Genomic DNA, 19,317 nt, shown 5'->3' with positions numbered 1-19,317 from the left:
GCTCCCTGTCGAACCTGGCTCACCCGCGGCGGGCGCGGTGCTGGTGAATAGCGGATTGGATAGCGGCTAGCACATCAGCACTCGGCTCGTCGGAGGCCGGCTTGACTGCTGATGGCACAGATACGGGAATGGGTGTTTTCGCGGCAAAGCGCTCGATAACCCACGACATCACGCGGATCATCAGCACCAATAGCATCAAGAATAGAAATACGGTGCCCAGGCCGAACAGCATGAGCTCGACACCCTCGAGGAGGAGTTCACTAGGGGTCATCTTGGCTCCATTACCAGCTACGTATGAGCTGCGTTAATTATTAGAGATAGGAGCGCCCGGGAGCTGATCCCGGGCAAAGCTGGCGAACCTTAGCGTGAAACGAGCGTTTGAAGCAAACCCAAAGCAGCCTAATGAGACATTTTCTGTAGAGAACGCGTCATCGACTTAGAGCAGGAACAGACTGGCCAAACCGAGGAAGATAAAGAAGCCACCGCTATCGGTTACCGCAGTGATCATCACGCTGGCGCCCAAGGCCGGATCACGCCCCATACGCACCAGCGTCATGGGGATCAACACCCCCATCAGCGCGGCCAACAGCAGGTTCAGCACCATGGCAGCAGTCATCACAACGCCCAGCGACCAGCTGTCGTAGAGCAGGTAGGCCACCACACCAATCACCCCACCCCAGACGATACCGTTGACCAGACCTACACCCAGCTCCTTGCGAATCAGGCGCGAGGTATTGCCGGTACTGACCTGATCCAGCGCCATGGCGCGCACGATCATGGTGATGGTTTGGTTACCCGAGTTGCCACCGATGCCCGCAACAATCGGCATCAGCGCCGCCAGGGCGACCAATTTCTCGATGGAGTCTTCGAACAGGCCGATGACGCGTGACGCCATAAAGGCGGTGACCAGGTTGATGGCCAACCAGGCCCAGCGGTTGCGCAGGGATTTCCACACCGAGGCAAAGATGTCTTCTTCCTCGCGCAGACCGGCCATATTGAGGACTTCGCTTTCGCTTTCCTCACGGATCAGGTCGACCATCTCATCGATGGTCAAACGACCGATCAGCTTGCCGTTCTTGTCCACCACCGGCGTAGAAATCAGGTCGTAACGTTCGAACGCCTGCGCGGCATCGTAACCATCCTCGTCCGGGTGGAAACTCACCGGATCGGTGGCCATCACTTCACTGACCAGCTTCTCCGGGTCATTGACCAACAGGCGCTTGACCGGCAGCACACCCTTGAGCACACCGTCGTAATCGACCACAAACAGTTTGTCGGTGTGCCCTGGCAGCTCCTTGAGGCGGCGCAGGTAGCGCAACACCACCTCCAGGCTGACATCTTCGCGGATGGTGACCATCTCGAAGTCCATCAGCGCGCCGACTTGGTCTTCCTCGTAGGACAACGCCGAACGTACGCGCTCGCGCTGCTGCGCATCGAGCGTCTCCATCAACTCATGCACGACATCGCGCGGCAGTTCGGAGGCCAGGTCGGCCAGTTCGTCGGCATCCATGTCCCTGGCGGCCGCGAGAATTTCGTGGTCGTCCATGTCCGCGAGCAGGGTTTCACGCACCGCGTCGGACACTTCAAGGAGGATGTCGCCATCGCGCTCGACCTTGACCAGCTGCCAGACAGTCAGGCGGTCATCAAGCGGCAAGGCTTCAAGGATGTGGGCAACGTCGGCGGAGTGCAGCTCATCGAGCTTGCGTTGCAATTCGGCGAGGTTCTGCCGGTGCACCAGGTTTTCCACCCGGTCATGGTGCTGGCCTTCCTGACGATGGGTCAGGTCTTCGACCAGCTTGTGCCGATGCAACAGCTCGACCACCTGGGCCAGGCGATTTTGCAGGCTTTCTTGCGGCTTTTTTGCTTCTACTTCAGTCATGGCGCGCTCCACCCCCAGTGGCAGCGCACGCCACAGAGGATCAATCAGTCAACACGTGATTGCACAATCGAGATTCAGAGTAACTACTGGGTAAGTCCATGGTGGTTTTCCACAAGCCCCGGCGGGGCTGACGCGGCGAATGATACCACCGCCCAGGCGCTTTGCATGTGACAAAAACAATCCTAGAACAAGCGCTTGCACGACAAACTTAAGCACGCTTGCACATCTGTAACTGCGACGTGCCAGGCACTGGCAAAGGCACGCCTGGCACAGACAAAGACATCGACTACCCTTGCACATGGACCGTCACGGAGGACGCACCATGCATGGACTGCGCTGCGCAGCTTTCTGCGCCATTCTGCTTTGCCCCCTACCCACACTCAGCTCAACCGTATTTCGCTGTGAAGACGCCAAAGGCCACGTCACTTTCACCCGCCAGGGCTGCCCCAACGAACACAGCCAAAGCCTGCAGCAGGCCTACAACCCCACTCCGGGCAGTGGTAAACCGGTGCCATTGGCCAAACCGCGCAAGGCCGGCCGCGAGAGCAAGAAGAAAGATGAACATAAATTGACTGTGATCGGCGCCAAGCAGGACGGTTGCGGCAACCACCTGAGCAGCAGCGAGCGGCGCGCCGCCATCATCAAGCAGCAGATACGCCTGGGCATGAGCCGCAACGACGTCGAGAGTAGCCTCGGCAAGCCAGACAAGGTCACCGAACAAAACGGCCAGACGCGCTACGTCTACCAGGGCAAGAAAGGCAACAAGCGCAACGTCAGCTTCGATGAAGCCGGCTGCGTCAAAGGCAAGGCCAAACGAAAATCGGCGAGTAAAAAGTGACCAACAGTCACTTTTCACGCCACACAACGACAACCCGCCGGCGGCAGCCATAAACGACGCGCAATAAAAAAGGGCCTGCATCGCTGCAGGCCCTTCTTGTTTGGTGCACTCAGGAGGATTCGAACCTCCGACCGCTCGGTTCGTAGCCGAGTACTCTATCCAGCTGAGCTATGAGTGCATATGGCGCTTTTTAACCAGATCACCGCTGGCTGAAACAAAATGGCTTGCATCACTGCAAGCCATTTCGATTTGGTGCACTCAGGAGGATTCGAACCTCCGACCGCTCGGTTCGTAGCCGAGTACTCTATCCAGCTGAGCTATGAGTGCAAATGGCGCTTTTTGACCAGATCACCGCTGGCTGAAACAAAATGGCCTGCATCGCTGCAAGCCATTCCTAGTTGGTGCACTCAGGAGGATTCGAACCTCCGACCGCTCGGTTCGTAGCCGAGTACTCTATCCAGCTGAGCTATGAGTGCATGTAACGCTTGCACTGCAGACTTCTAAATCAACGCCTACAGCACTAAATAATGGCGGAGAAGGGGGGATTCGAACCCCCGACACCCTTTTGAGATGTACTCCCTTAGCAGGGGAGCGCCTTCGGCCACTCGGCCACCTCTCCGCAACACGGGGCGCATGATAACCATGTTTTCCCCGTTTGCAAAGCCAAAATTTCGATAAAAATTAGTGGCTTGGTTCTTCGCCTTTCTCTTTCTGGATGCGCTGGTAAATTTCTTCGCGGTGCACGGCAACCTCTTTCGGCGCGTTAACGCCAATGCGCACCTGATTACCTTTAACGCCCAACACGGTGACAGTGACTTCGTCACCCACCATCAGGGTCTCTCCGACCCGGCGAGTCAGAATCAGCATTCCTTTCTCCTTACGGATATCAGTTCAGGACAACAGCAGTCTGCAAAAAAGAAAATGGTGGCAGCCCCGAACATCTCAAGCAGAGCCTTCACCCAAGTATTGACCAGTGTGAGCAGAAAGAAAGTTCCTGCTCATGCCAACCAAAAAGACAAAAGGCGCGGGATAAACCGCGCCTTTCGGATAATGCCTCAGTCGCCCTGACGGGCCGGAGCATCCAGTTCAAAAGCAGTGTGCAGGGCGCGCACCGCCAACTCCAGATATTTCTCTTCAATCACCACAGAGACTTTGATCTCCGAGGTCGAGATCATCTGGATATTGATGTTTTCCTTAGCCAGCGCTTCAAACATGCGGCTGGCAACACCGGCATGGGAACGCATGCCGACACCAACGATGGACACCTTGGCAATCTTGGTGTCGCCGATGACTTCACGCGCACCCAGTTCGCGAGCCGTGTTTTCCAGCACCTCGAACGCCGCGGTGTAGTCATTGCGGTGTACGGTGAAGGTGAAGTCAGTGGTGTTATCGTGCGAAACGTTCTGCACGATCATGTCCACTTCAATGTTCGCGGCACTGATCGGGCCGAGAATTTTGAACGCCACGCCCGGGATGTCCGGTACGCCACGGATGGTCAGCTTGGCTTCGTCGCGGTTGAAAGCGATGCCGGAGATGATCGGCTGTTCCATGGATTCCTCTTCATCAAGGGTAATGAGGGTGCCCGGCCCCTCTTGGAAGCTGTGCAGCACGCGCAGCGGGACGTTGTACTTGCCGGCGAATTCCACCGAGCGAATCTGCAGCACCTTGGAGCCGAGACTGGCCATTTCCAGCATCTCTTCGAAGGTGATTTTTTCCAACCGCTGAGCCTGCGGCACCACACGCGGGTCAGTGGTGTAGACACCATCAACGTCGGTGTAAATCTGGCACTCATCGGCCTTCAGCGCAGCGGCCAGCGCCACGCCCGTGGTATCGGAACCGCCACGACCTAGCGTGGTGATGTTGCCGTGCTCGTCGACACCCTGGAAACCTGCGACCACCACCACACGACCGGCCTTGAGGTCGGCACGCAGTTTCTGGTCATCAATCTGCAGGATGCGCGCTTTGTTGTGCGCGCTGTCCGTCAGGATGCGCACCTGGTTGCCGGTATAGGACACCGCCGGCACGCCAATCTTGATCAGCGCCATGGCCAGCAGGGCAATCGTCACCTGCTCGCCGGTAGAGACCATCACGTCGAGTTCACGCGGTACCGGCTGACCATCACTGACCTGTTTGGCCAGATCGATCAGGCGATTGGTTTCACCGCTCATGGCGGAAACCACAACCACAATGTCATCGCCGTTTTCGCGGAATTTCTTCACCTTCGCGGCCACCTGCTGAATACGCTCAACAGTGCCGACGGAGGTGCCGCCAAATTTCTGTACGATCAAAGCCATTTCAAAGCCGCCTCAGCCCGTGAAGGGCGCCCATTAAACATACAACTCAATACCCTGCCAAGGCCCGCCGGGCGTATACCGGGCCTTGGGCTATAGATCTGGGGAATCAGGCGTTTACAGACCCTGCTCAGCGAAGGTCACCGCCAACGCCAGCGCACCATCGAGGGCCGCCGCATCAACACCGCCGCCTTGCGCCATGTCCGGGCGACCGCCGCCTTTGCCGCCGACGGCCGCAGCCGCCTGCTTCATCAGCTCGCCGGCTTTCAGCTTGGCGGTCAGATCCTGAGTCACACCAGCCACCAGCACGACCTTGTCGTCCTGCACACCGCCGAGCAGGATGACTGCACTGCCGAGCTTGTTCTTCAATTGGTCGACCATGGCCAACAGCGCCTTGCCGTCCAAACCGTCGAGACGCGCACTCAGCACCTTGATGCCTTTGACGTCGACAGCCGAACCAGCCAGGTCATTGCCCGCCGCGCTGGCGGCCTTGGCCTTGAGCTGCTCAAGCTCTTTTTCCAGCTGGCGATTGCGCTCCATTACACCAGCCAGCTTGTCCAGCAGGTTGTCGCGGCTGCCTTTGACCAGCGCCGCAGCTTCTTTCAGCTGTTCTTCCGCGCCATTCAGGTAGGCAAAGGCCGCTGCACCAGTGACTGCTTCGATTCGACGCACGCCCGCCGCCACACCGCTTTCGCTGATAATTTTGAACAGACCGATATCACCGGTGCGCTTGACGTGAGTACCGCCGCACAGCTCAACGGAGAAATCGCCGCCCATGCTCAACACGCGAACCTGATCGCCGTACTTTTCACCGAACAGCGCCATGGCGCCTTTGGCCTTGGCGGTTTCGATATCGGTTTCCAGGGTCTCCACTTCGCTGTTGCCGCGCACTTCACGATTGACGATGCTCTCCAGCTCTTTCAGCTGCGCTGGAGTGATCGCCTCAAAGTGGCTGAAGTCAAAACGCAGACGCTGACTGTCGACCAGCGAGCCCTTCTGAGTCACGTGCTCGCCCAGAACCTGACGCAGCGCAGCATGCAGCAAGTGAGTGGCCGAGTGATTGAGCGCAGTGGCCTGACGCACACTGGCGTCCACTTCGGCCTTGACCGAGGTGCCGACACTCAAACCGCCCTTGACCGCAACGCCGTGGTGCAGAAATGCACCGCCAGCCTTGGTGGTATCACGCACGTCGAAACGCACGCCAGCGCCTTCAAGGAAGCCGCAGTCACCCACCTGACCACCGGACTCGGCGTAGAACGGCGTCTGATCGAGGACGACTACGCCCTCCTCGCCTTCACCTAGGCTGTCGACTGCCTGACCGGCCTTGAACAGCGCAATGATCTTGCCGCTGCCGCTGGTGCCTTGATAGCCAAGGAACGCGGTGTCACTGTCGACCTTGACCAGGCTGTTGTAGTCCATACCGAAGGCGCTGGCAGAACGGGCGCGCTCGCGCTGCGCCTGCATTTCGCGCTCGAAGCCTTCTTCATCCAGGGTCAGCTCGCGCTCACGGGCGATGTCGCCAGTGAGGTCCATCGGGAAGCCGAAGGTGTCGTACAGCTTGAAGATCACATCGCCCGGAATCACCGTGCCTTTCAACTCGGCCAGATCCTGTTCGAGAATTTTCAGGCCCTGCTCCAGGGTCTTGGCGAACTGCTCTTCTTCGGTTTTCAGCACGCGCTCGATATGCGCCTGCTGCTGCTTCAGTTCAGGGAAGGCATCGCCCATCTCGGCGACCAATGCGGCAACGATCTGATAGAAGAAGCTGCCCTTGGCGCCCAGCTTGTTACCGTGACGGCAGGCGCGGCGGATGATGCGTCGTAGCACGTAGCCACGGCCTTCGTTGGACGGCGTCACGCCATCAGCGATCAGGAAGCCGCAGGAACGGATGTGGTCAGCCACCACCTTCAGCGAAGCCTGGCCCTCGTTGACGCAACCGATGGCCTTGGCCGCTGCATTGAGCAGGCTCTGGAACAGGTCAATTTCATAGTTCGAGTTGACGTGCTGCAGCACCGCACTGATGCGCTCCAGGCCCATGCCGGTGTCCACGCTCGGTGCCGGCAGCGGGTGCAATACGCCGTCAGCGGTGCGGTTGAACTGCATGAATACGTTGTTCCAGATTTCGATGTAACGATCACCGTCTTCCTCTGGCGAGCCGGGTGGGCCACCCCAGATGTGCTCGCCATGATCGAAGAAAATCTCGGTGCACGGGCCACACGGGCCGGTGTCGCCCATGGTCCAGAAGTTGTCGGACGCGTACGGCGCACCTTTGTTGTCGCCGATACGGATCATCCGCTCGGCCGGCACGCCGATTTCCTTGTTCCAGATATCAAAGGCTTCATCGTCCGTGGCGTAGACGGTGACCCAGAGCTTTTCCTTGGGCAGGTTCAGCCAGTTTTCACCGGTGAGGAATTCCCAGGCGAAGTGAATGGCGTCGCGCTTGAAATAGTCGCCAAAGCTGAAGTTGCCGAGCATTTCGAAGAAGGTGTGGTGACGTGCGGTGTAACCGACGTTTTCCAGGTCGTTGTGCTTGCCGCCGGCACGCACGCACTTCTGGCTGGTGGCGGCGCGGGTGTAGGCGCGCTTTTCCAGACCGAGGAAACAATCCTTGAACTGGTTCATCCCCGCGTTGGTGAACAGCAGGGTCGGGTCATTACCCGGAATCAGGGAGCTGGAGGCGACACGGGTGTGTCCCTTCTGTTCGAAGAAGCTGAGGAAGGCTTCACGGATTTCTGCGCTTTTCATAGGAATCTTCCAAAAACCAGCGGCCACGACAAAGCCGGCAAAGGGCCGCATTATATCGGGCCTGCGCTAGGGGGCTAGTGCCTTTATTGATAGAGGGCGACTATTCATCGCCTCAATACAATCAATTCCGGCGGAATTCAGCGAAGGTCGCCACCACCTGATCGACATCCGCAGCGGCAATATCCAGATGAGTGACCATGCGCATCCGTGGCGCAGCGGTGAGCTTGATCCCGCGCTCGGCGCAGAAGGTCTTCAGCGCGCCGGCCTGCTCGCCAACCTGGGCGTAGACCATATTGGTCTGCACCGGCTCCACCGTATAACCCAACTCACGCAAGCTCGCGGCCAGGCGCTCGGCATTGGCATGATCCTCGGCCAGACGTTCCACCTGATGCTGCAAGGCATACAAACCGGCCGCGGCGAGCATGCCCGCCTGACGCATACCGCCACCGACCATCTTGCGCAAACGCCGCGCCCTGCCGATCAGCTCGGCTGAGCCGCATAACACCGAACCAATAGGTGCGCCGAGGCCCTTGGACAGGCACACCGAGACCGAATCGAAGTACTGAGTAATCTCCCGCGCCGGCACGCCCAGTTTGACCGCCGCGTTATACAACCGCGCGCCGTCCAGATGCAGGGCCAGGCCACGCCGCGTGGCCAGCTCGCGTGCCGCTTGCAGATACGCCTGCGGCAGTACCTTGCCCTGCATGGTGTTTTCCAGCGCCAGCAGGCGGGTGCGGGCGAAGTGAAAGTCATCCTGCTTGATGGCCGCCTCGACCTTGGCCAAGTCCAGCGAGCCATCGGCTTCGCCCTCAATCGGCTGCGGCTGGATCGAGCCAAGCACGGCCGCGCCGCCACCTTCGTATTTATAGGTGTGCGCCTGCTGGCCGACGATATATTCGTCGCCGCGCGCGCAATGGGCCATCAGCCCGAGCAGATTGCTCATAGTGCCGGTGGGCACGAACAACGCAGCCTCGAAACCTAACTCGGCAGCCAGAAACTGCTCCAGACGATTAACCGTAGGGTCTTCGCCATACACGTCATCGCCCAACTCGGCGGTTTGCATGGCCTCGCGCATACCTAGAGTCGGCTGGGTAACGGTGTCGCTGCGCAGGTCAATAACGGGCATGGCGGGCAGTCCTTAGATGGGGCTAAAGCCCGATGCTAAAGCGCGCCCACCGGGCAAACAAGGTACAGATCGGGCGAGAAAACCCAGGACAGATTACGAGCCAGCCAAGTTAATTCAGGCCAGCTGCACGTCTTCGGCGGGGACTATGAGGATACCGGCGCGCAGGCCGTTCTTGACCTTGGGATTAGGGAAGATAATCCGCGCGCCCGGTTCATCCACCACCCAGCGAGTATCCGCAAGATCCTCGGCCAGCAGGTAGCCAATCGGCAGTTCGCTAAAGTTCTCGATATCGGCCGGCAAGTGCAGCTTGAAGGCGTCGCTGTGTTTGATTACTTCACGCGCTACGGCAAATAGCTTGAGCTCGCCCAGATCATCAGTGGCGCCTTCGGGCTCGCGGCCTTCGATCAGGGCCTGCAGATGCTGTTCAAGCAGGTCGAGGTTAACCAACTCGTTCTGCCCGAACGGTCGCGCCTTACCCAATTCCAGGGTGAAGGCTTCCGCCCCAAGCTGGGTGTATGTGTAGGCGCTGAAGGTGATCGAGCTTTTGTTGTGCAGCAGCACCGCTTCGATCCCGGCTGCGCTCAAGCGCGCCAGTTCACGCTGGCTGCGCGGGCGGCCTTCCTGAAACGGATAAAGAGCAAATTGCTCGATCTTCGACGCGCGAATCGCGGTATGCAGGTCGTAATGCAGGCGGGTGCGATCCGGCTTGCTGAAAAAGGTGGCAGCCAGATGTTCCAGATCGCAGGCACGCAACGCTTCGGCACCGGTGTGCTGATCGTGGCGGCCATTGAACAGGCGGTTGATGTCCTGCTCGATATAACGCTCGCCGCTGCGCATGGCGGCGGGGTTACCGAACAGAAAGAGAATGCGGGCGCGGGGCTTCAACTGATTGCGGGCAATGCCCTGCAACAGGCGGTCGAGCAATTCGATAGGCGCGGTTTCGTTGCCATGAATGCCGGCAGACAACAGCAGGTCCAGGCCATTGTCACTGGCCACCGGCGGCGTTATTTCCAACGCGCCTTCGGCCAGCCAACGCAAACGCGTGCCCTCGGGAGTCAGCTGAATCTTCGCTGCCGGTTCGTGGCCGGCCAGGGTCAGTTCAAGCAGTTTGCCGAGGGCGAGCATAGGCGTTTCCTCAGAGCGTCAAAGAGCTCTTAGTGGTTGCAGTCAGGGCCGTGTACGTGACCATCGTCTTCGTCCAGGCCAGCGGCTTCCATTTCCAGCTCCAAGCTGACCAGATTGGTAGCCAGCGGGCGCAGCAGCAGGTTGGCGTACTCGGCAGCGCCCTCCTCCACGTCTACACCGATCATCAGCTGGTTGTTACCCACCTGCTGGAACCAGATTTCCTGGCCCTGCCAGATCACGGCAAAACGTGTGCAGGAGGTTTCCAGCTGGGTGCCGTCAGTGTCTTCGAGGATCAGTTGCAGGGCGTCGGACATGGTAATAGGTACTCAATCAAGCTAATTGGAATGGATAAACCGCGCCCAGTTTAAGGATCTGCGTCAGTTCGTCCAAGGCCGCACGGCATTCGTTCAGCAATTGTGGGTCAGCCAGATCGTTTTCGCTCAGGCGATCACGGTAGTGCTTGTCGACCCAAACGTTGAGGCTGTCGTGCAGGGCCGGGGTCATGATCACGCCCTGATTGACCGCTGCCAGCTCGTGCTCCTTGAGCGCCACGCGCAAGCGCAGGCACGCCGGGCCACCGCCGTTCTGCATGCTTTGCTTGAGGTCGAAGACCTTGACCTCGCGAATCGGCCCGTTACCGCCGGTCAGCTGCTCCAGGTAACGCCAGACATTGCCGTTGTTGCGGCACTCTTCCGGCACGATCAGCAGCATGCCGCCATCCGCGCGAGTTAACAGCTGGCTGTTGAACAGGTAGGACTTGACCGCATCCTCCACCGTCACCGCATCACGCGGTACGCACACGGCCTGGAAGTTGCCACCACGACGGGCGAGCTTGTCACTCAGCTCGGCCAGCACCTTGTCGGTGTCGAGGAAGGCGTCCTGGTGATAGAACAGCACCTCGCCATTGCCCACGGCGATCACGTCGTTGTGGAACACACCCTGATCGATCACCGCTGGCGTCTGCTGGGCGTAAACCACGCCCTCATCGCTCAGGCCATGCAGGCGGGCAACCGCCTGCGAAGCTTCCAGGGTCTGCCGCGCCGGGTAGCGCTGCGGCGCGGGGAAGCGGCTGTCGAAGGCGCTGCGGCCGAATACGAAGAACTCCACGCCGGCATCGCCGTAGCCTTTGCAGAAGCGCGTGTGGTTGGCCGCGCCTTCATCACCGAACTGACCGACCGCCGGCAACGCGGCGTGGTGAGCGAAGTGCTGCTCATTGGCGAACATGGCGCCAAGCACGCGGCTGGTGGTCGGGTGTTCGATCGAGCGGTGGAATTTGCAGTTGAGGTTGGCGGCGGTGAAATGCACGCGACCGTCCGCCGTATCCGCACTCGGGCTGACGGTACAGGCGTTGGCTGTCCACATGCTCGAGGCCGAACAGCTGGCAACCAGCAGCGGCATGGCGTCTTTCGCGGCCTTCTGGATCACCTGCGCGTCAGTCCCGGTAAAACCCAGGCTGCGCAGCACGGCGACATTCGGGCGCTCCTGCGGGGCCAGTACGCCCTGCTTGAAGCCCATTTCCATCAGGGCCTTCATCTTGGCCAGGCCTTGCTTGGCGGCTTCTTTCGGGTTGGACGCGGCCTGACTGTTGCTCTGCGAGGCAACGTTGCCGTAGGACAGGCCGCCATAGTTGTGAGTCGGCCCGACCAAGCCATCAAAATTTACTTCGAATGCATTGCTCACAGGCTTACTCCGGGTGTCAGGGTGGCAGGCAGGCTCAGGCTGTCGGATTCCAGCGAGGCCACCGGATAGGCGCAATAATCGGCCGCGTAATAAGCGCTGGCGCGGTGGTTGCCAGAGGCGCCCACACCGCCGAATGGCGCGGTGCTGGCGGCACCGGTCAGCTGTTTGTTCCAGTTGACGATACCGGCGCGGCTTTGCAGCCAGAACTGCTCGTAGCGCGCCTTGGAATCGGACAGCAGGCCAGCAGCAAGGCCGTACTGGGTGTTGTTGGCCTCGGCGATGGCGGACTCGAAATCGACGTAGCGAATCACCTGTAGCAGCGGGCCGAAAAACTCTTCATCCGGACGATTGGCGACCTCAGTCACATCGATGATGCCCGGCGTGAGCAAGGCGGCACCGGCCAGCGGCTGGGTCATTTCCAGCAGCGGCTTGGCGCCCTGGTTCAGCAGGTGCTGCTGCGCCTTGATCAGGTGCTGCGCGGCGGCCAGGGAAATCACCGAGCCCATAAAGGGCGCTGGCTGGGCGTCGAAACTGCCGACCTTGATACTTGCAGCAACTTCAACCAAACGCTCCAGCAGGCTATCGCCCCAAGCGCCTTGCGGCACCAGCAAGCGGCGCGCACAGGTGCAGCGCTGACCAGCGGAGATAAAGGCTGACTGAATGATGGTGTACACGGCTGCGTTGAGATCAGCGACCTGATCGACCACCAGCGGGTTATTGCCGCCCATTTCCAGGGCGAGGATCTTGTCCGGACGACCGGCAAACTGGTTATGCAACAGGTTTCCGGTGCGGCTGGAGCCGGTGAAGAACAAGCCGTCGATGCCATCATGCGCAGCCAACGCCACACCGGTATCGCGCGCACCTTGCACCAGATTGAGCACGCCCGCCGGCAGGCCAGCTTCGATCCAGCACTTGACCGTCAGCTCGGCGACTTTCGGAGTCAGCTCGCTGGGCTTGAACACCACACAGTTACCCGCCAGCAGCGCCGGCACGATATGGCCGTTAGGCAGGTGACCGGGGAAGTTGTACGGGCCAAACACCGCGACCACGCCATGCGGCTTGTGCCGCAGCACGGCGGTGGCGTCGGCCAGCGGGCCGCTCTTCTCACCGGTACGCTCGCGGTAGCTCTGGATCGAGATGGCAACCTTGTTGACCATGCTGGTGACTTCGGTGGCGGTTTCCCACAGCGGCTTGCCAGTTTCTTCACCGATGCAGTGGCCCAAGGCGTCGGCATGGCCTTTCAGGGTGGCGGCAAACTGCTCGAGCACGGCGATCCGTTCATCCAGCGAGCGCGAGGCCCAGGCTGGGAATGCAGCACGCGCGGCCTGCACAGCGGCGTCAACCTGGACCGCACTGGCCGCTTGACCTTGCCAGATGGCTTCCTGGCTGACCGGATTGAGCGATTCCAGGGCTTCACCCTGGCCTGCGTGCCAGGCACCGGCAATGTAATGAGTGCTCATTTTGTTTTATCACTCCCAGCAAGGTATCGACCCGGCTTGCGCCGGATCAGCAAATAGGAACAACGGCGCTCGGCTTAGCCGCGGGCGGAAACCGCGACCGCGCGCACCTGATCACCCGCCGACAGCCGCAGACGCTTGGCGGTTTGCGCATCGACCACCAGGGTGCCGGCGGCCAGACGTGCCGGCGCGGCGGTAATCCGACAGTCTTCGCGCTTGCGGTTGTGGATCAGAAACTGCGGCGCGTCATCACCCGGAGTGCCGATGGCCAGCACCAATACCTGACTGTCCTGCACGGCGCGAATTTTCGCGGTTTCGGCCTCGATGGCCGGGCCGGCGTCGAAGATGTCGACATAGCCCTGATAGCTGAATCCCTCGCCCTTGAGCATGGCCAGCGCCGGCTCGGTGTCCGGGTGCACGCGGCCGATGATGTTGCGCGCGTCCTCAGAGAGGAAGCAGGTATAGAGCGGAAACTTGGGCATCAACTCGGCGATAAAGGCCTTGTTGCCCACGCCGGTGAGGTAGTCAGCCTGGCAGAACTCCATCTTGAAGAAGTGCCGCCCCAGGCTTTCCCAGAACGGTGAACGGCCGCTCTCGTCGGACATGCCGCGCATCTCGGCAATCACCTTGTCGCCGAACAGCTCGCGGAACTCGGCAATAAACAGAAAGCGCGCCTTCGACAACAACCGGCCATTCAGGCCGCTGCGCTGGTCGCTGCGCAGAAACAGCGAGCACAACTCGGAGTTGCCGGTCAGGTCGTTGGCCAGGAACAGCGTGGGGATCTGCCGGTGGATGTTCAGCTCCTGTGAGGCGCTGACGGTCAAGCCGACCCGGTAGTTGTACCAGGGCTCGCGCAGGCCAACGGCACCGGCAACCGCCGAAATACCGACCACCTCACCGCTGTCGTCTTCAAGCACGAACAGGTAGTCGGCATCGGCACGCGCGGCTTCACCACGGAAGGTTTTCTCGGCCCAGCCCACGCGGTGCGCCAGGCGCTCCTCGTTGGCCGGCAAGGTAGTCAGGCCTGCGCCGGTGCTGCGCGCCAGCTGGAACAGGGCCGGCAGATCGGTGCTGCGGACGGGACGAACGATCATGCGCTAACTCCTTAAACCGCAACCAGGCGTACGCTGACGCCTTCGCCGACGCCCAGGGCCTCGGCGGCCGCAACACTCAGGGTGACCGGCTTACCCGGCACCCAATCCAGCTCCGCGACAATCGCGCGGAAATCCTGCAGCTGACCGTTGCTGACCAGATACGGCCGCCCGCCTTTGCCAGGCTCACCGATACGCACCGGCACCACACGGCTCTGGGCAATCGAGCGAATGCCCGAGGTGCGAGCGTGCAGGGTCGGGCCGCCGTCGAAAATATCGATGTAGTGGTCAGTTTCAAAGCCTTCGCGCATCAGAATGTCGAAGCTGATCTGCGCCCGTGGATGCACCTGGCCCATGGCTTCCTGCGCCTCATCCGGCAGCAGCGGCACGTAGATCGGGTAATGTGGCATCAACTCGGCGAGGAAGGTGCGGCTCTTCAACCCACACAGGCGCTCAGCCTCGGTGTAGTTCATGTCGAAGAAGTTGCGCCCCACGGCATCCCAGAACGGCGAATCACCGCCTTCATCGCTGTAGCCGACAATCTCCACCACCACCGCATCGGCAAAGCGCTCCGGGTGGTTGGCGAGAAACAGCAAGCGACCACGGGAATTGAGCTCCGACCAAGCGGTGTTCACCAACGGCCGCTCGACGTAGAAGCTGGTCAGCAGGCTGTTGCCGGTGAGGTCGTGGCACAGCGAGAGCACATGGATCTTGTTATGGATCTTCAGCTCGCGGGAGTTGTGCACAAAGGTTTCGTTACGGAAGCTGTAAAACGGTTCGGAGTAGCCGGCCGAAGCGACGATGCCGGAGCAGCCGACCAGGCGACCGCTCTCGCTGTCTTCCAGCACAAAGAAGTAGCTTTCTTCACCGTTGAAGCTGACTTCGGCGGAGAACGAGGCTTCCGAGGCGGCAATCTTTTCGCGCAGACGATCAGCGTCATCCGGCAGTGAAGTCACACCAACCGGGCTGTCCGCGGCGAGACGCTGCACTTCAGTGAGGTCGGCCATTTGCGCGGGGCGCATCACCAGCATGGTGCCACTCCTTTTGATAAAAGCTCCAAGCTGCCCAACGCGGACGGCTCAGAGAAAACCGCAGCACAGCTGCGGCACACACAGAGACAGGCTTCCTTGCTGTTAGCTCAACCCATCCATGGGTCGAGCAGGCGCAGCCTGATCCGCCGTATAACGGCAGGCCAGGCCGGCAATCAGGCTTGGGTCAGCTTGGCCACAGCACGCTCGAAACGCGCCAGACCTTCATCGATATCAGCGTCTTCCACCACCAGGCTCGGGGCGAAACGCACCACGTCCGGGCTGGCCTGCAGCACCATCACGCCTTCCACCGCAGCGGCGTCGAGAATCGCCTTGGCCTTGCCCTTCCAGGCATCGGACAGCACCGCACCGATCAGCAGACCGAGGCCGCGGACTTCGCTGAACACGCCGTATTGCTGGCCGATCTGCTCCAGCTTGGTTTTGAAGCGCAGGTGCTTGGCCTTCACCCCGTCGAGTACCTCAGGCGTGTTGATGGTGTCGATCACCGCCTCACCGACCGCACAGGCCAGCGGATTGCCGCCGTAGGTGGTGCCGTGGGTGCCGACAGCCAGGTGCTTGGCCAATTCGCTGGTGGTGAGCATCGCGCCAATCGGGAAACCACCGCCCAGACTCTTGGCACTGGAAAGGATGTCCGGAGTCACGCCGTAATGCTGATAGGCGAACAACGAACCACTGCGGCCCATACCGCTCTGCACTTCGTCAAACACCAGCAGCGCGTTGTGCTGGTCGCACAGCTCGCGGGCCGCTTGCAGGTAAGCCAGGTCAGCCGGCAGCACGCCGCCCTCACCCTGAATCGGCTCCAGCACCACGGCGCAAGTCTTGTCGGATACCGCCGCTTTCAGCGCCTCGATATCGTTGTAAGGAATGTGGCTGATGCCCTGAATCTTCGGGCCGAAGCCATCGGAATACTTCGGCTGACCGCCGACGCTGACGGTAAACAGAGTGCGACCGTGGAAGCTGTTTGTCGCTGCGATGATTTCGCACTTGTCTTCGCCGAACTTATCGAACGCCACGCGACGGGCCAGTTTGAACGCGGCTTCGTTGGCTTCGGCGCCGGAATTACAGAAGAACACGCGCTCCGCGAAGGTCGCGTCGATCAGCTTCTTGGCCAGGCGCAGGGCCGGCTCGTTGGTGAACACGTTGGATACGTGCCAGAGGTTGCCGGCCTGCTCGGTGAGCGCCTTGACCAGCGCCGGATGAGCATGACCCAGCACGTTGACGGCAATGCCGCCGGCAAAGTCGATCAGCTCGCGACCGCTTTGATCCCATACGCGCGAACCGGCGCCACGTACTGGAATAAAGGCAGCGGGTGCATAGTTGGGCACCATCACCTGGTCGAAATCGGCGCGTTGCACCGGGTCGTGCTGAACGGACATCTGAGCTCTCCTGACGAGGAACACCTGCATTCAATAGCAGGCGATGTGAAGGATTGTAGGGACTGATCCGGGGCCGGCATTGCCGCCATGCGACAACTTCTTATAGCGCCAACCCGAGGAAATCCGCTGCTTTCGCAAATGCGACAGAAAGCATCGGGAAGGCGCAGTTTAAATGCAGCCAACGGGCTTGGCGCGGTTTTCTCGGCCACGCGGAACAGGAATTTGGCAGCGCAGGCGGCCGGGATCAAACAAGAGGTGATGGCCTGCCTAGGCGGTTACCGGAATCACCGCCGGTACCGGCGGACTGTCCAGACAGAGAAACTCGATCAAACGGGCTTTCTGCGCCATGGCGTCCTGATAACCCAGCTCAATCAGCTCATTGCAGTAACCCGGTTCAAACAGCAGGTAACTCAGCACCCCGGCGCCGCTGGCCTTGGTCGCCCCTGGGCCACGCAGAAACAGGCGCAACGCCTTGGGCAGTTCATGGCGATGGCGCGCGGCAATCAGGTCCAGTGGCTGGCTGGGGGAAATTACCAGCACATCCACGGGCTTGAGCCCCAGACCACGCGGGTGATTTTCGGCAGGAATTAACCGGCCCATCTGGTTAAGCCGCTCAAGCAGCTCAATATCGCTTTCCAGGCTGTCAATAAAGGTGCTGTTGAGCATATGCCCACTGATCTGCGCCAGGCTCGGCGGCCGGCTTTGCTGCGGGCGCACCACCGGCAGCTGAGCCTGCGGCCCGGCAGCCGGATTGCCGCTAACGCCAACCACCAACACCCGCGTCGCCCCCAGGTGCAAGGCCGGACTGATCGGCGCGGACTGGCGCACCGCACCGTCACCGAAGTATTCGCGGTTGATTTTTACCGGCGGAAAAATCAGCGGGATCGAGGCACTGGCCAGTAAATGCTCAAGCGCCAAGCGGGTTGGCACACCGACCCGCCGATGGCGGAACCAGGGATCGATAGTGGCGCGGCCTTGATAGAAGGTCACCGCCTGGCCGGTTTCGTAACCGAAGGCCGTCACCGCCACGGCGCGCAGCTGACGATGGCGCACGGCGGCGGCAATCCCGCTGAAGTCCAGCTCGCGACCGAGCAATTCGGCCAGTGGCGAGCTGTCGAGCAGCGCCACCGGCACCTGACCACCCAACCCGAGCAAGCTGTGGCCGATAAAACGACTGGCCTGGCGCAACACGCCTGGCCAATCACTGCGGTACACCTGATGAGTATGAAAGCCCTGCCAAACGCTGGTCAGCCGGCGCACGGCTTCGGTGAAGTGCAACGCGCCGCAGGCCAACCCCACCGCATTGATGGCACCGGCCGAAGTACCGACGATCACCGGAAAGGGATTGTGCGCGGCGTTGGGCAACAAGTCGGCAATCGCCGACAACACGCCAACCTGATAGGCCGCCCGTGCGCCACCGCCGGAAAGGATCAGCCCGGTGACCGGCTGATTGGTTGAAGCAGTGAGCGGCATAGGCTGTTTCCTATTATTTTTCAGCCAGTATAGGAGCCAGTCAGGCGCACACGGAACAACTCAGCGCCAAGAAACCTCACTTCAGCACAACAACCCGCCAATTGGATGGCGGCCCTAACGTTTCTTCTTATAGAGCTTCGGCTCGCCTTCGGGGCGCGTCTTGAAGCGCCGGTGCGCCCACAGGTATTGCTCAGGGCATTGGCTGATTGCCTGCTCAATCCACTGATTGACGCGCAGGCAGTCGGCCTCTTCGCTGTCGGTGGGGAAGTCCGCCAGCGGCGGATGAATCACCAGGCGATAGCCCTGGCCATCGGGCAAACGCTGCTGAGTAAAGGGAATCACCTGAGCGCGGCCCATACGAGCGAACTTGCTGGTGGCGGTGACGGTGGCCGCCGGCACACCGAACAGCGGCACAAACACACTGCGCTGGGCGCCGTAATCCTGATCCGGCGCATACCAGACCACCCCACCCGCCCGCAGCAGCTTGAGCATGCCGCGCACGTCATCACGGCCAATCACCCCAAGCAAACGCTGCTCACGACCGCGACGCTGCACATAATCAAACAGTGGGTTCTTGTGCGGGCGGTACATGCCGTACATGTTCTGCGCCATGCCGAGCAGACCGCCGCCCATTTCCAGGGTGGTGAAATGCAGCGCCATCAGGATCACACCCTGACCGTCGGCTTCGGCTTGGCGCAGATGCTCCAAGCCCTCAATAGTGCCCAGGCGACGCAGGCGCTCGGCGGGCCACCACCAAGCGATGGCCATCTCAAAGAAGGTGATGCCGGTAGAGGCGAAGTTTTCCTTTAATAGCGCTTCGCGCTCGGCGGCGGGCATTTGCGGAAAGCACAGTTCCAGGTTGCGCGCGGCGATCTTGCGCCGCGAACTGGCCAGGCGATACATCACGCTGCCCAGGCAGCGCCCCAGCCACAGCAGCACCTTGTAAGGCAGCTGGGCGATCAGCCACAGCAGGCCCAAGCCCAGCCACAACAGCCAGAAACGTGGATGCAGGAAATAAGCGCGAAATACTGGGCGATCCATAAAGCAGGTCCAAGGCACGCAATAAAGCGCGGCATTCTATCAGGAGTTTGTCCGGCGCCTGGTTTCGCGGCGCGCAACTTGCGAGCGCGCGGCGTTCTCGCTATAAGTCCGGCTTACTTTTCCCCCAGTTCCTAAATAAGGGCCGTATC

16 protein-coding genes and 4 tRNA genes are annotated in these 19,317 nt (G+C 60.7%); 1 reads left to right on the top strand and 19 read right to left on the bottom strand.

Annotated elements, in window-relative coordinates; genetic code table 11:
- Positions 1-19: 19 nt before the first annotated feature.
- Positions 20-271, bottom strand: coding sequence for an OadG family transporter subunit (locus RHP75_RS06590; protein WP_311091024.1), 252 nt, complete (start codon positions 269-271; stop codon positions 20-22).
- A 165-nt stretch (positions 272-436) separates the two neighbouring features.
- On the bottom strand, positions 437-1,879 hold the full coding sequence (mgtE, locus tag RHP75_RS06585) for a magnesium transporter (protein WP_160088107.1): 1,443 nt from the start codon (positions 1,877-1,879) through the stop codon (positions 437-439).
- A gap of 322 nt (positions 1,880-2,201) precedes the next feature.
- On the opposite strand from mgtE, the gene RHP75_RS06580 reads away from it, so the two are divergent.
- The gene (locus tag RHP75_RS06580; protein WP_311091022.1) at positions 2,202-2,717 is read left to right on the top strand and encodes a DUF4124 domain-containing protein; all 516 of its coding nucleotides are present in this window, start codon (positions 2,202-2,204) and stop codon (positions 2,715-2,717) included.
- Positions 2,718-2,818: 101 nt separating this feature from the next.
- On the opposite strand, the gene RHP75_RS06575 is transcribed toward RHP75_RS06580, so the two are convergent.
- The 17 genes from RHP75_RS06575 to RHP75_RS06495 all read right to left on the bottom strand — a co-directional run bounded on the left by RHP75_RS06575 (position 2,819) and on the right by RHP75_RS06495 (position 19,168).
- Positions 2,819-2,895 (bottom strand) — tRNA-Arg (locus tag RHP75_RS06575).
- 72 nt (positions 2,896-2,967) lie between these two features.
- A tRNA-Arg gene (locus tag RHP75_RS06570) sits at positions 2,968-3,044 on the bottom strand.
- Positions 3,045-3,116: 72 nt separating this feature from the next.
- A tRNA-Arg gene (locus tag RHP75_RS06565) sits at positions 3,117-3,193 on the bottom strand.
- A 52-nt stretch (positions 3,194-3,245) separates the two neighbouring features.
- A tRNA-Ser gene (locus tag RHP75_RS06560) sits at positions 3,246-3,336 on the bottom strand.
- A 62-nt stretch (positions 3,337-3,398) separates the two neighbouring features.
- The gene (csrA, locus tag RHP75_RS06555) at positions 3,399-3,584 is read right to left on the bottom strand and encodes a carbon storage regulator CsrA (protein WP_025165378.1); all 186 of its coding nucleotides are present in this window, start codon (positions 3,582-3,584) and stop codon (positions 3,399-3,401) included.
- Positions 3,585-3,772: 188 nt separating this feature from the next.
- A complete protein-coding gene (locus RHP75_RS06550) occupies positions 3,773-5,011 on the bottom strand; it encodes an aspartate kinase (protein ID WP_090251806.1) in 1,239 nt (412 codons plus the stop codon).
- A gap of 114 nt (positions 5,012-5,125) precedes the next feature.
- Positions 5,126-7,750, bottom strand: a complete 2,625-nt coding sequence (gene alaS, locus RHP75_RS06545) for an alanine--tRNA ligase (protein WP_311091020.1) — start codon at positions 7,748-7,750, stop codon at positions 5,126-5,128.
- Between the two features lie 121 nt (positions 7,751-7,871).
- Positions 7,872-8,876 (bottom strand): low-specificity L-threonine aldolase, encoded by a 1,005-nt coding sequence (ltaE, locus tag RHP75_RS06540; RefSeq protein WP_311091019.1) that lies wholly within the window; start codon positions 8,874-8,876, stop codon positions 7,872-7,874.
- Positions 8,877-8,990: 114 nt separating this feature from the next.
- Positions 8,991-10,001, bottom strand: a complete 1,011-nt coding sequence (gene astE / locus RHP75_RS06535; RefSeq protein WP_311091018.1) for a succinylglutamate desuccinylase — start codon at positions 9,999-10,001, stop codon at positions 8,991-8,993.
- Between the two features lie 29 nt (positions 10,002-10,030).
- The gene (locus RHP75_RS06530) at positions 10,031-10,315 is read right to left on the bottom strand and encodes a topoisomerase II (RefSeq protein ID WP_311091017.1); all 285 of its coding nucleotides are present in this window, start codon (positions 10,313-10,315) and stop codon (positions 10,031-10,033) included.
- A 16-nt stretch (positions 10,316-10,331) separates the two neighbouring features.
- Positions 10,332-11,681 carry an N-succinylarginine dihydrolase gene (astB, locus tag RHP75_RS06525; RefSeq protein ID WP_311091016.1) on the bottom strand — a complete coding sequence of 450 codons (1,350 nt, stop codon included), beginning with the start codon at positions 11,679-11,681 and terminating at the stop codon, positions 10,332-10,334.
- Positions 11,678-13,141: a succinylglutamate-semialdehyde dehydrogenase gene (gene astD / locus RHP75_RS06520; protein WP_311091015.1), complete on the bottom strand. Its 1,464-nt coding sequence runs from the start codon at positions 13,139-13,141 to the stop codon at positions 11,678-11,680. The genes astB and astD overlap by 4 nt, the downstream gene beginning before the upstream one ends.
- A 74-nt stretch (positions 13,142-13,215) precedes the next feature.
- A complete protein-coding gene (gene astA / locus RHP75_RS06515) occupies positions 13,216-14,232 on the bottom strand; it encodes an arginine N-succinyltransferase (protein ID WP_311091013.1) in 1,017 nt (338 codons plus the stop codon).
- Positions 14,233-14,243: 11 nt separating this feature from the next.
- Entirely contained in the window at positions 14,244-15,260 is a 1,017-nt protein-coding gene (aruF, locus tag RHP75_RS06510; RefSeq protein WP_311091012.1) for an arginine/ornithine succinyltransferase subunit alpha, read from the bottom strand.
- A gap of 173 nt (positions 15,261-15,433) precedes the next feature.
- Entirely contained in the window at positions 15,434-16,654 is a 1,221-nt protein-coding gene (locus tag RHP75_RS06505) for an aspartate aminotransferase family protein (protein ID WP_311091010.1), read from the bottom strand.
- A gap of 267 nt (positions 16,655-16,921) precedes the next feature.
- Positions 16,922-18,127: a patatin-like phospholipase family protein gene (locus RHP75_RS06500; RefSeq protein WP_311091009.1), complete on the bottom strand. Its 1,206-nt coding sequence runs from the start codon at positions 18,125-18,127 to the stop codon at positions 16,922-16,924.
- Between the two features lie 114 nt (positions 18,128-18,241).
- Entirely contained in the window at positions 18,242-19,168 is a 927-nt protein-coding gene (locus RHP75_RS06495; protein WP_311091007.1) for a lipid A biosynthesis lauroyl acyltransferase, read from the bottom strand.
- Positions 19,169-19,317: the final 149 nt, after the last annotated feature.

The organism is Pseudomonas sp. SG20056 (assembly GCF_031764535.1).
Classification (GTDB): Bacteria; Pseudomonadota; Gammaproteobacteria; order Pseudomonadales; family Pseudomonadaceae; genus Aquipseudomonas.
This window is presented reverse-complemented; position numbering and strand designations above follow the sequence as displayed.

Coding starts and splice junctions, on each gene's coding strand:
- astE (WP_311091018.1), bottom strand. CDS start 10,001: ATGCTCGCCCTCGGCAAACTGCTTGAACTGACCCTGGCCGGCCACGAA.
- astA (WP_311091013.1), bottom strand. CDS start 14,232: ATGATCGTTCGTCCCGTCCGCAGCACCGATCTGCCGGCCCTGTTCCAG.
- mgtE (WP_160088107.1), bottom strand. CDS start 1,879: ATGACTGAAGTAGAAGCAAAAAAGCCGCAAGAAAGCCTGCAAAATCGC.
- ltaE (WP_311091019.1), bottom strand. CDS start 8,876: ATGCCCGTTATTGACCTGCGCAGCGACACCGTTACCCAGCCGACTCTA.
- RHP75_RS06580 (WP_311091022.1), top strand. CDS start 2,202: ATGCATGGACTGCGCTGCGCAGCTTTCTGCGCCATTCTGCTTTGCCCC.
- csrA (WP_025165378.1), bottom strand. CDS start 3,584: ATGCTGATTCTGACTCGCCGGGTCGGAGAGACCCTGATGGTGGGTGAC.
- RHP75_RS06550 (WP_090251806.1), bottom strand. CDS start 5,011: ATGGCTTTGATCGTACAGAAATTTGGCGGCACCTCCGTCGGCACTGTT.
- RHP75_RS06590 (WP_311091024.1), bottom strand. CDS start 271: ATGACCCCTAGTGAACTCCTCCTCGAGGGTGTCGAGCTCATGCTGTTC.
- aruF (WP_311091012.1), bottom strand. CDS start 15,260: ATGCTGGTGATGCGCCCCGCGCAAATGGCCGACCTCACTGAAGTGCAG.
- RHP75_RS06505 (WP_311091010.1), bottom strand. CDS start 16,654: ATGTCCGTTCAGCACGACCCGGTGCAACGCGCCGATTTCGACCAGGTG.
- RHP75_RS06500 (WP_311091009.1), bottom strand. CDS start 18,127: ATGCCGCTCACTGCTTCAACCAATCAGCCGGTCACCGGGCTGATCCTT.
- astD (WP_311091015.1), bottom strand. CDS start 13,141: ATGAGCACTCATTACATTGCCGGTGCCTGGCACGCAGGCCAGGGTGAA.
- alaS (WP_311091020.1), bottom strand. CDS start 7,750: ATGAAAAGCGCAGAAATCCGTGAAGCCTTCCTCAGCTTCTTCGAACAG.
- RHP75_RS06530 (WP_311091017.1), bottom strand. CDS start 10,315: ATGTCCGACGCCCTGCAACTGATCCTCGAAGACACTGACGGCACCCAG.
- RHP75_RS06495 (WP_311091007.1), bottom strand. CDS start 19,168: ATGGATCGCCCAGTATTTCGCGCTTATTTCCTGCATCCACGTTTCTGG.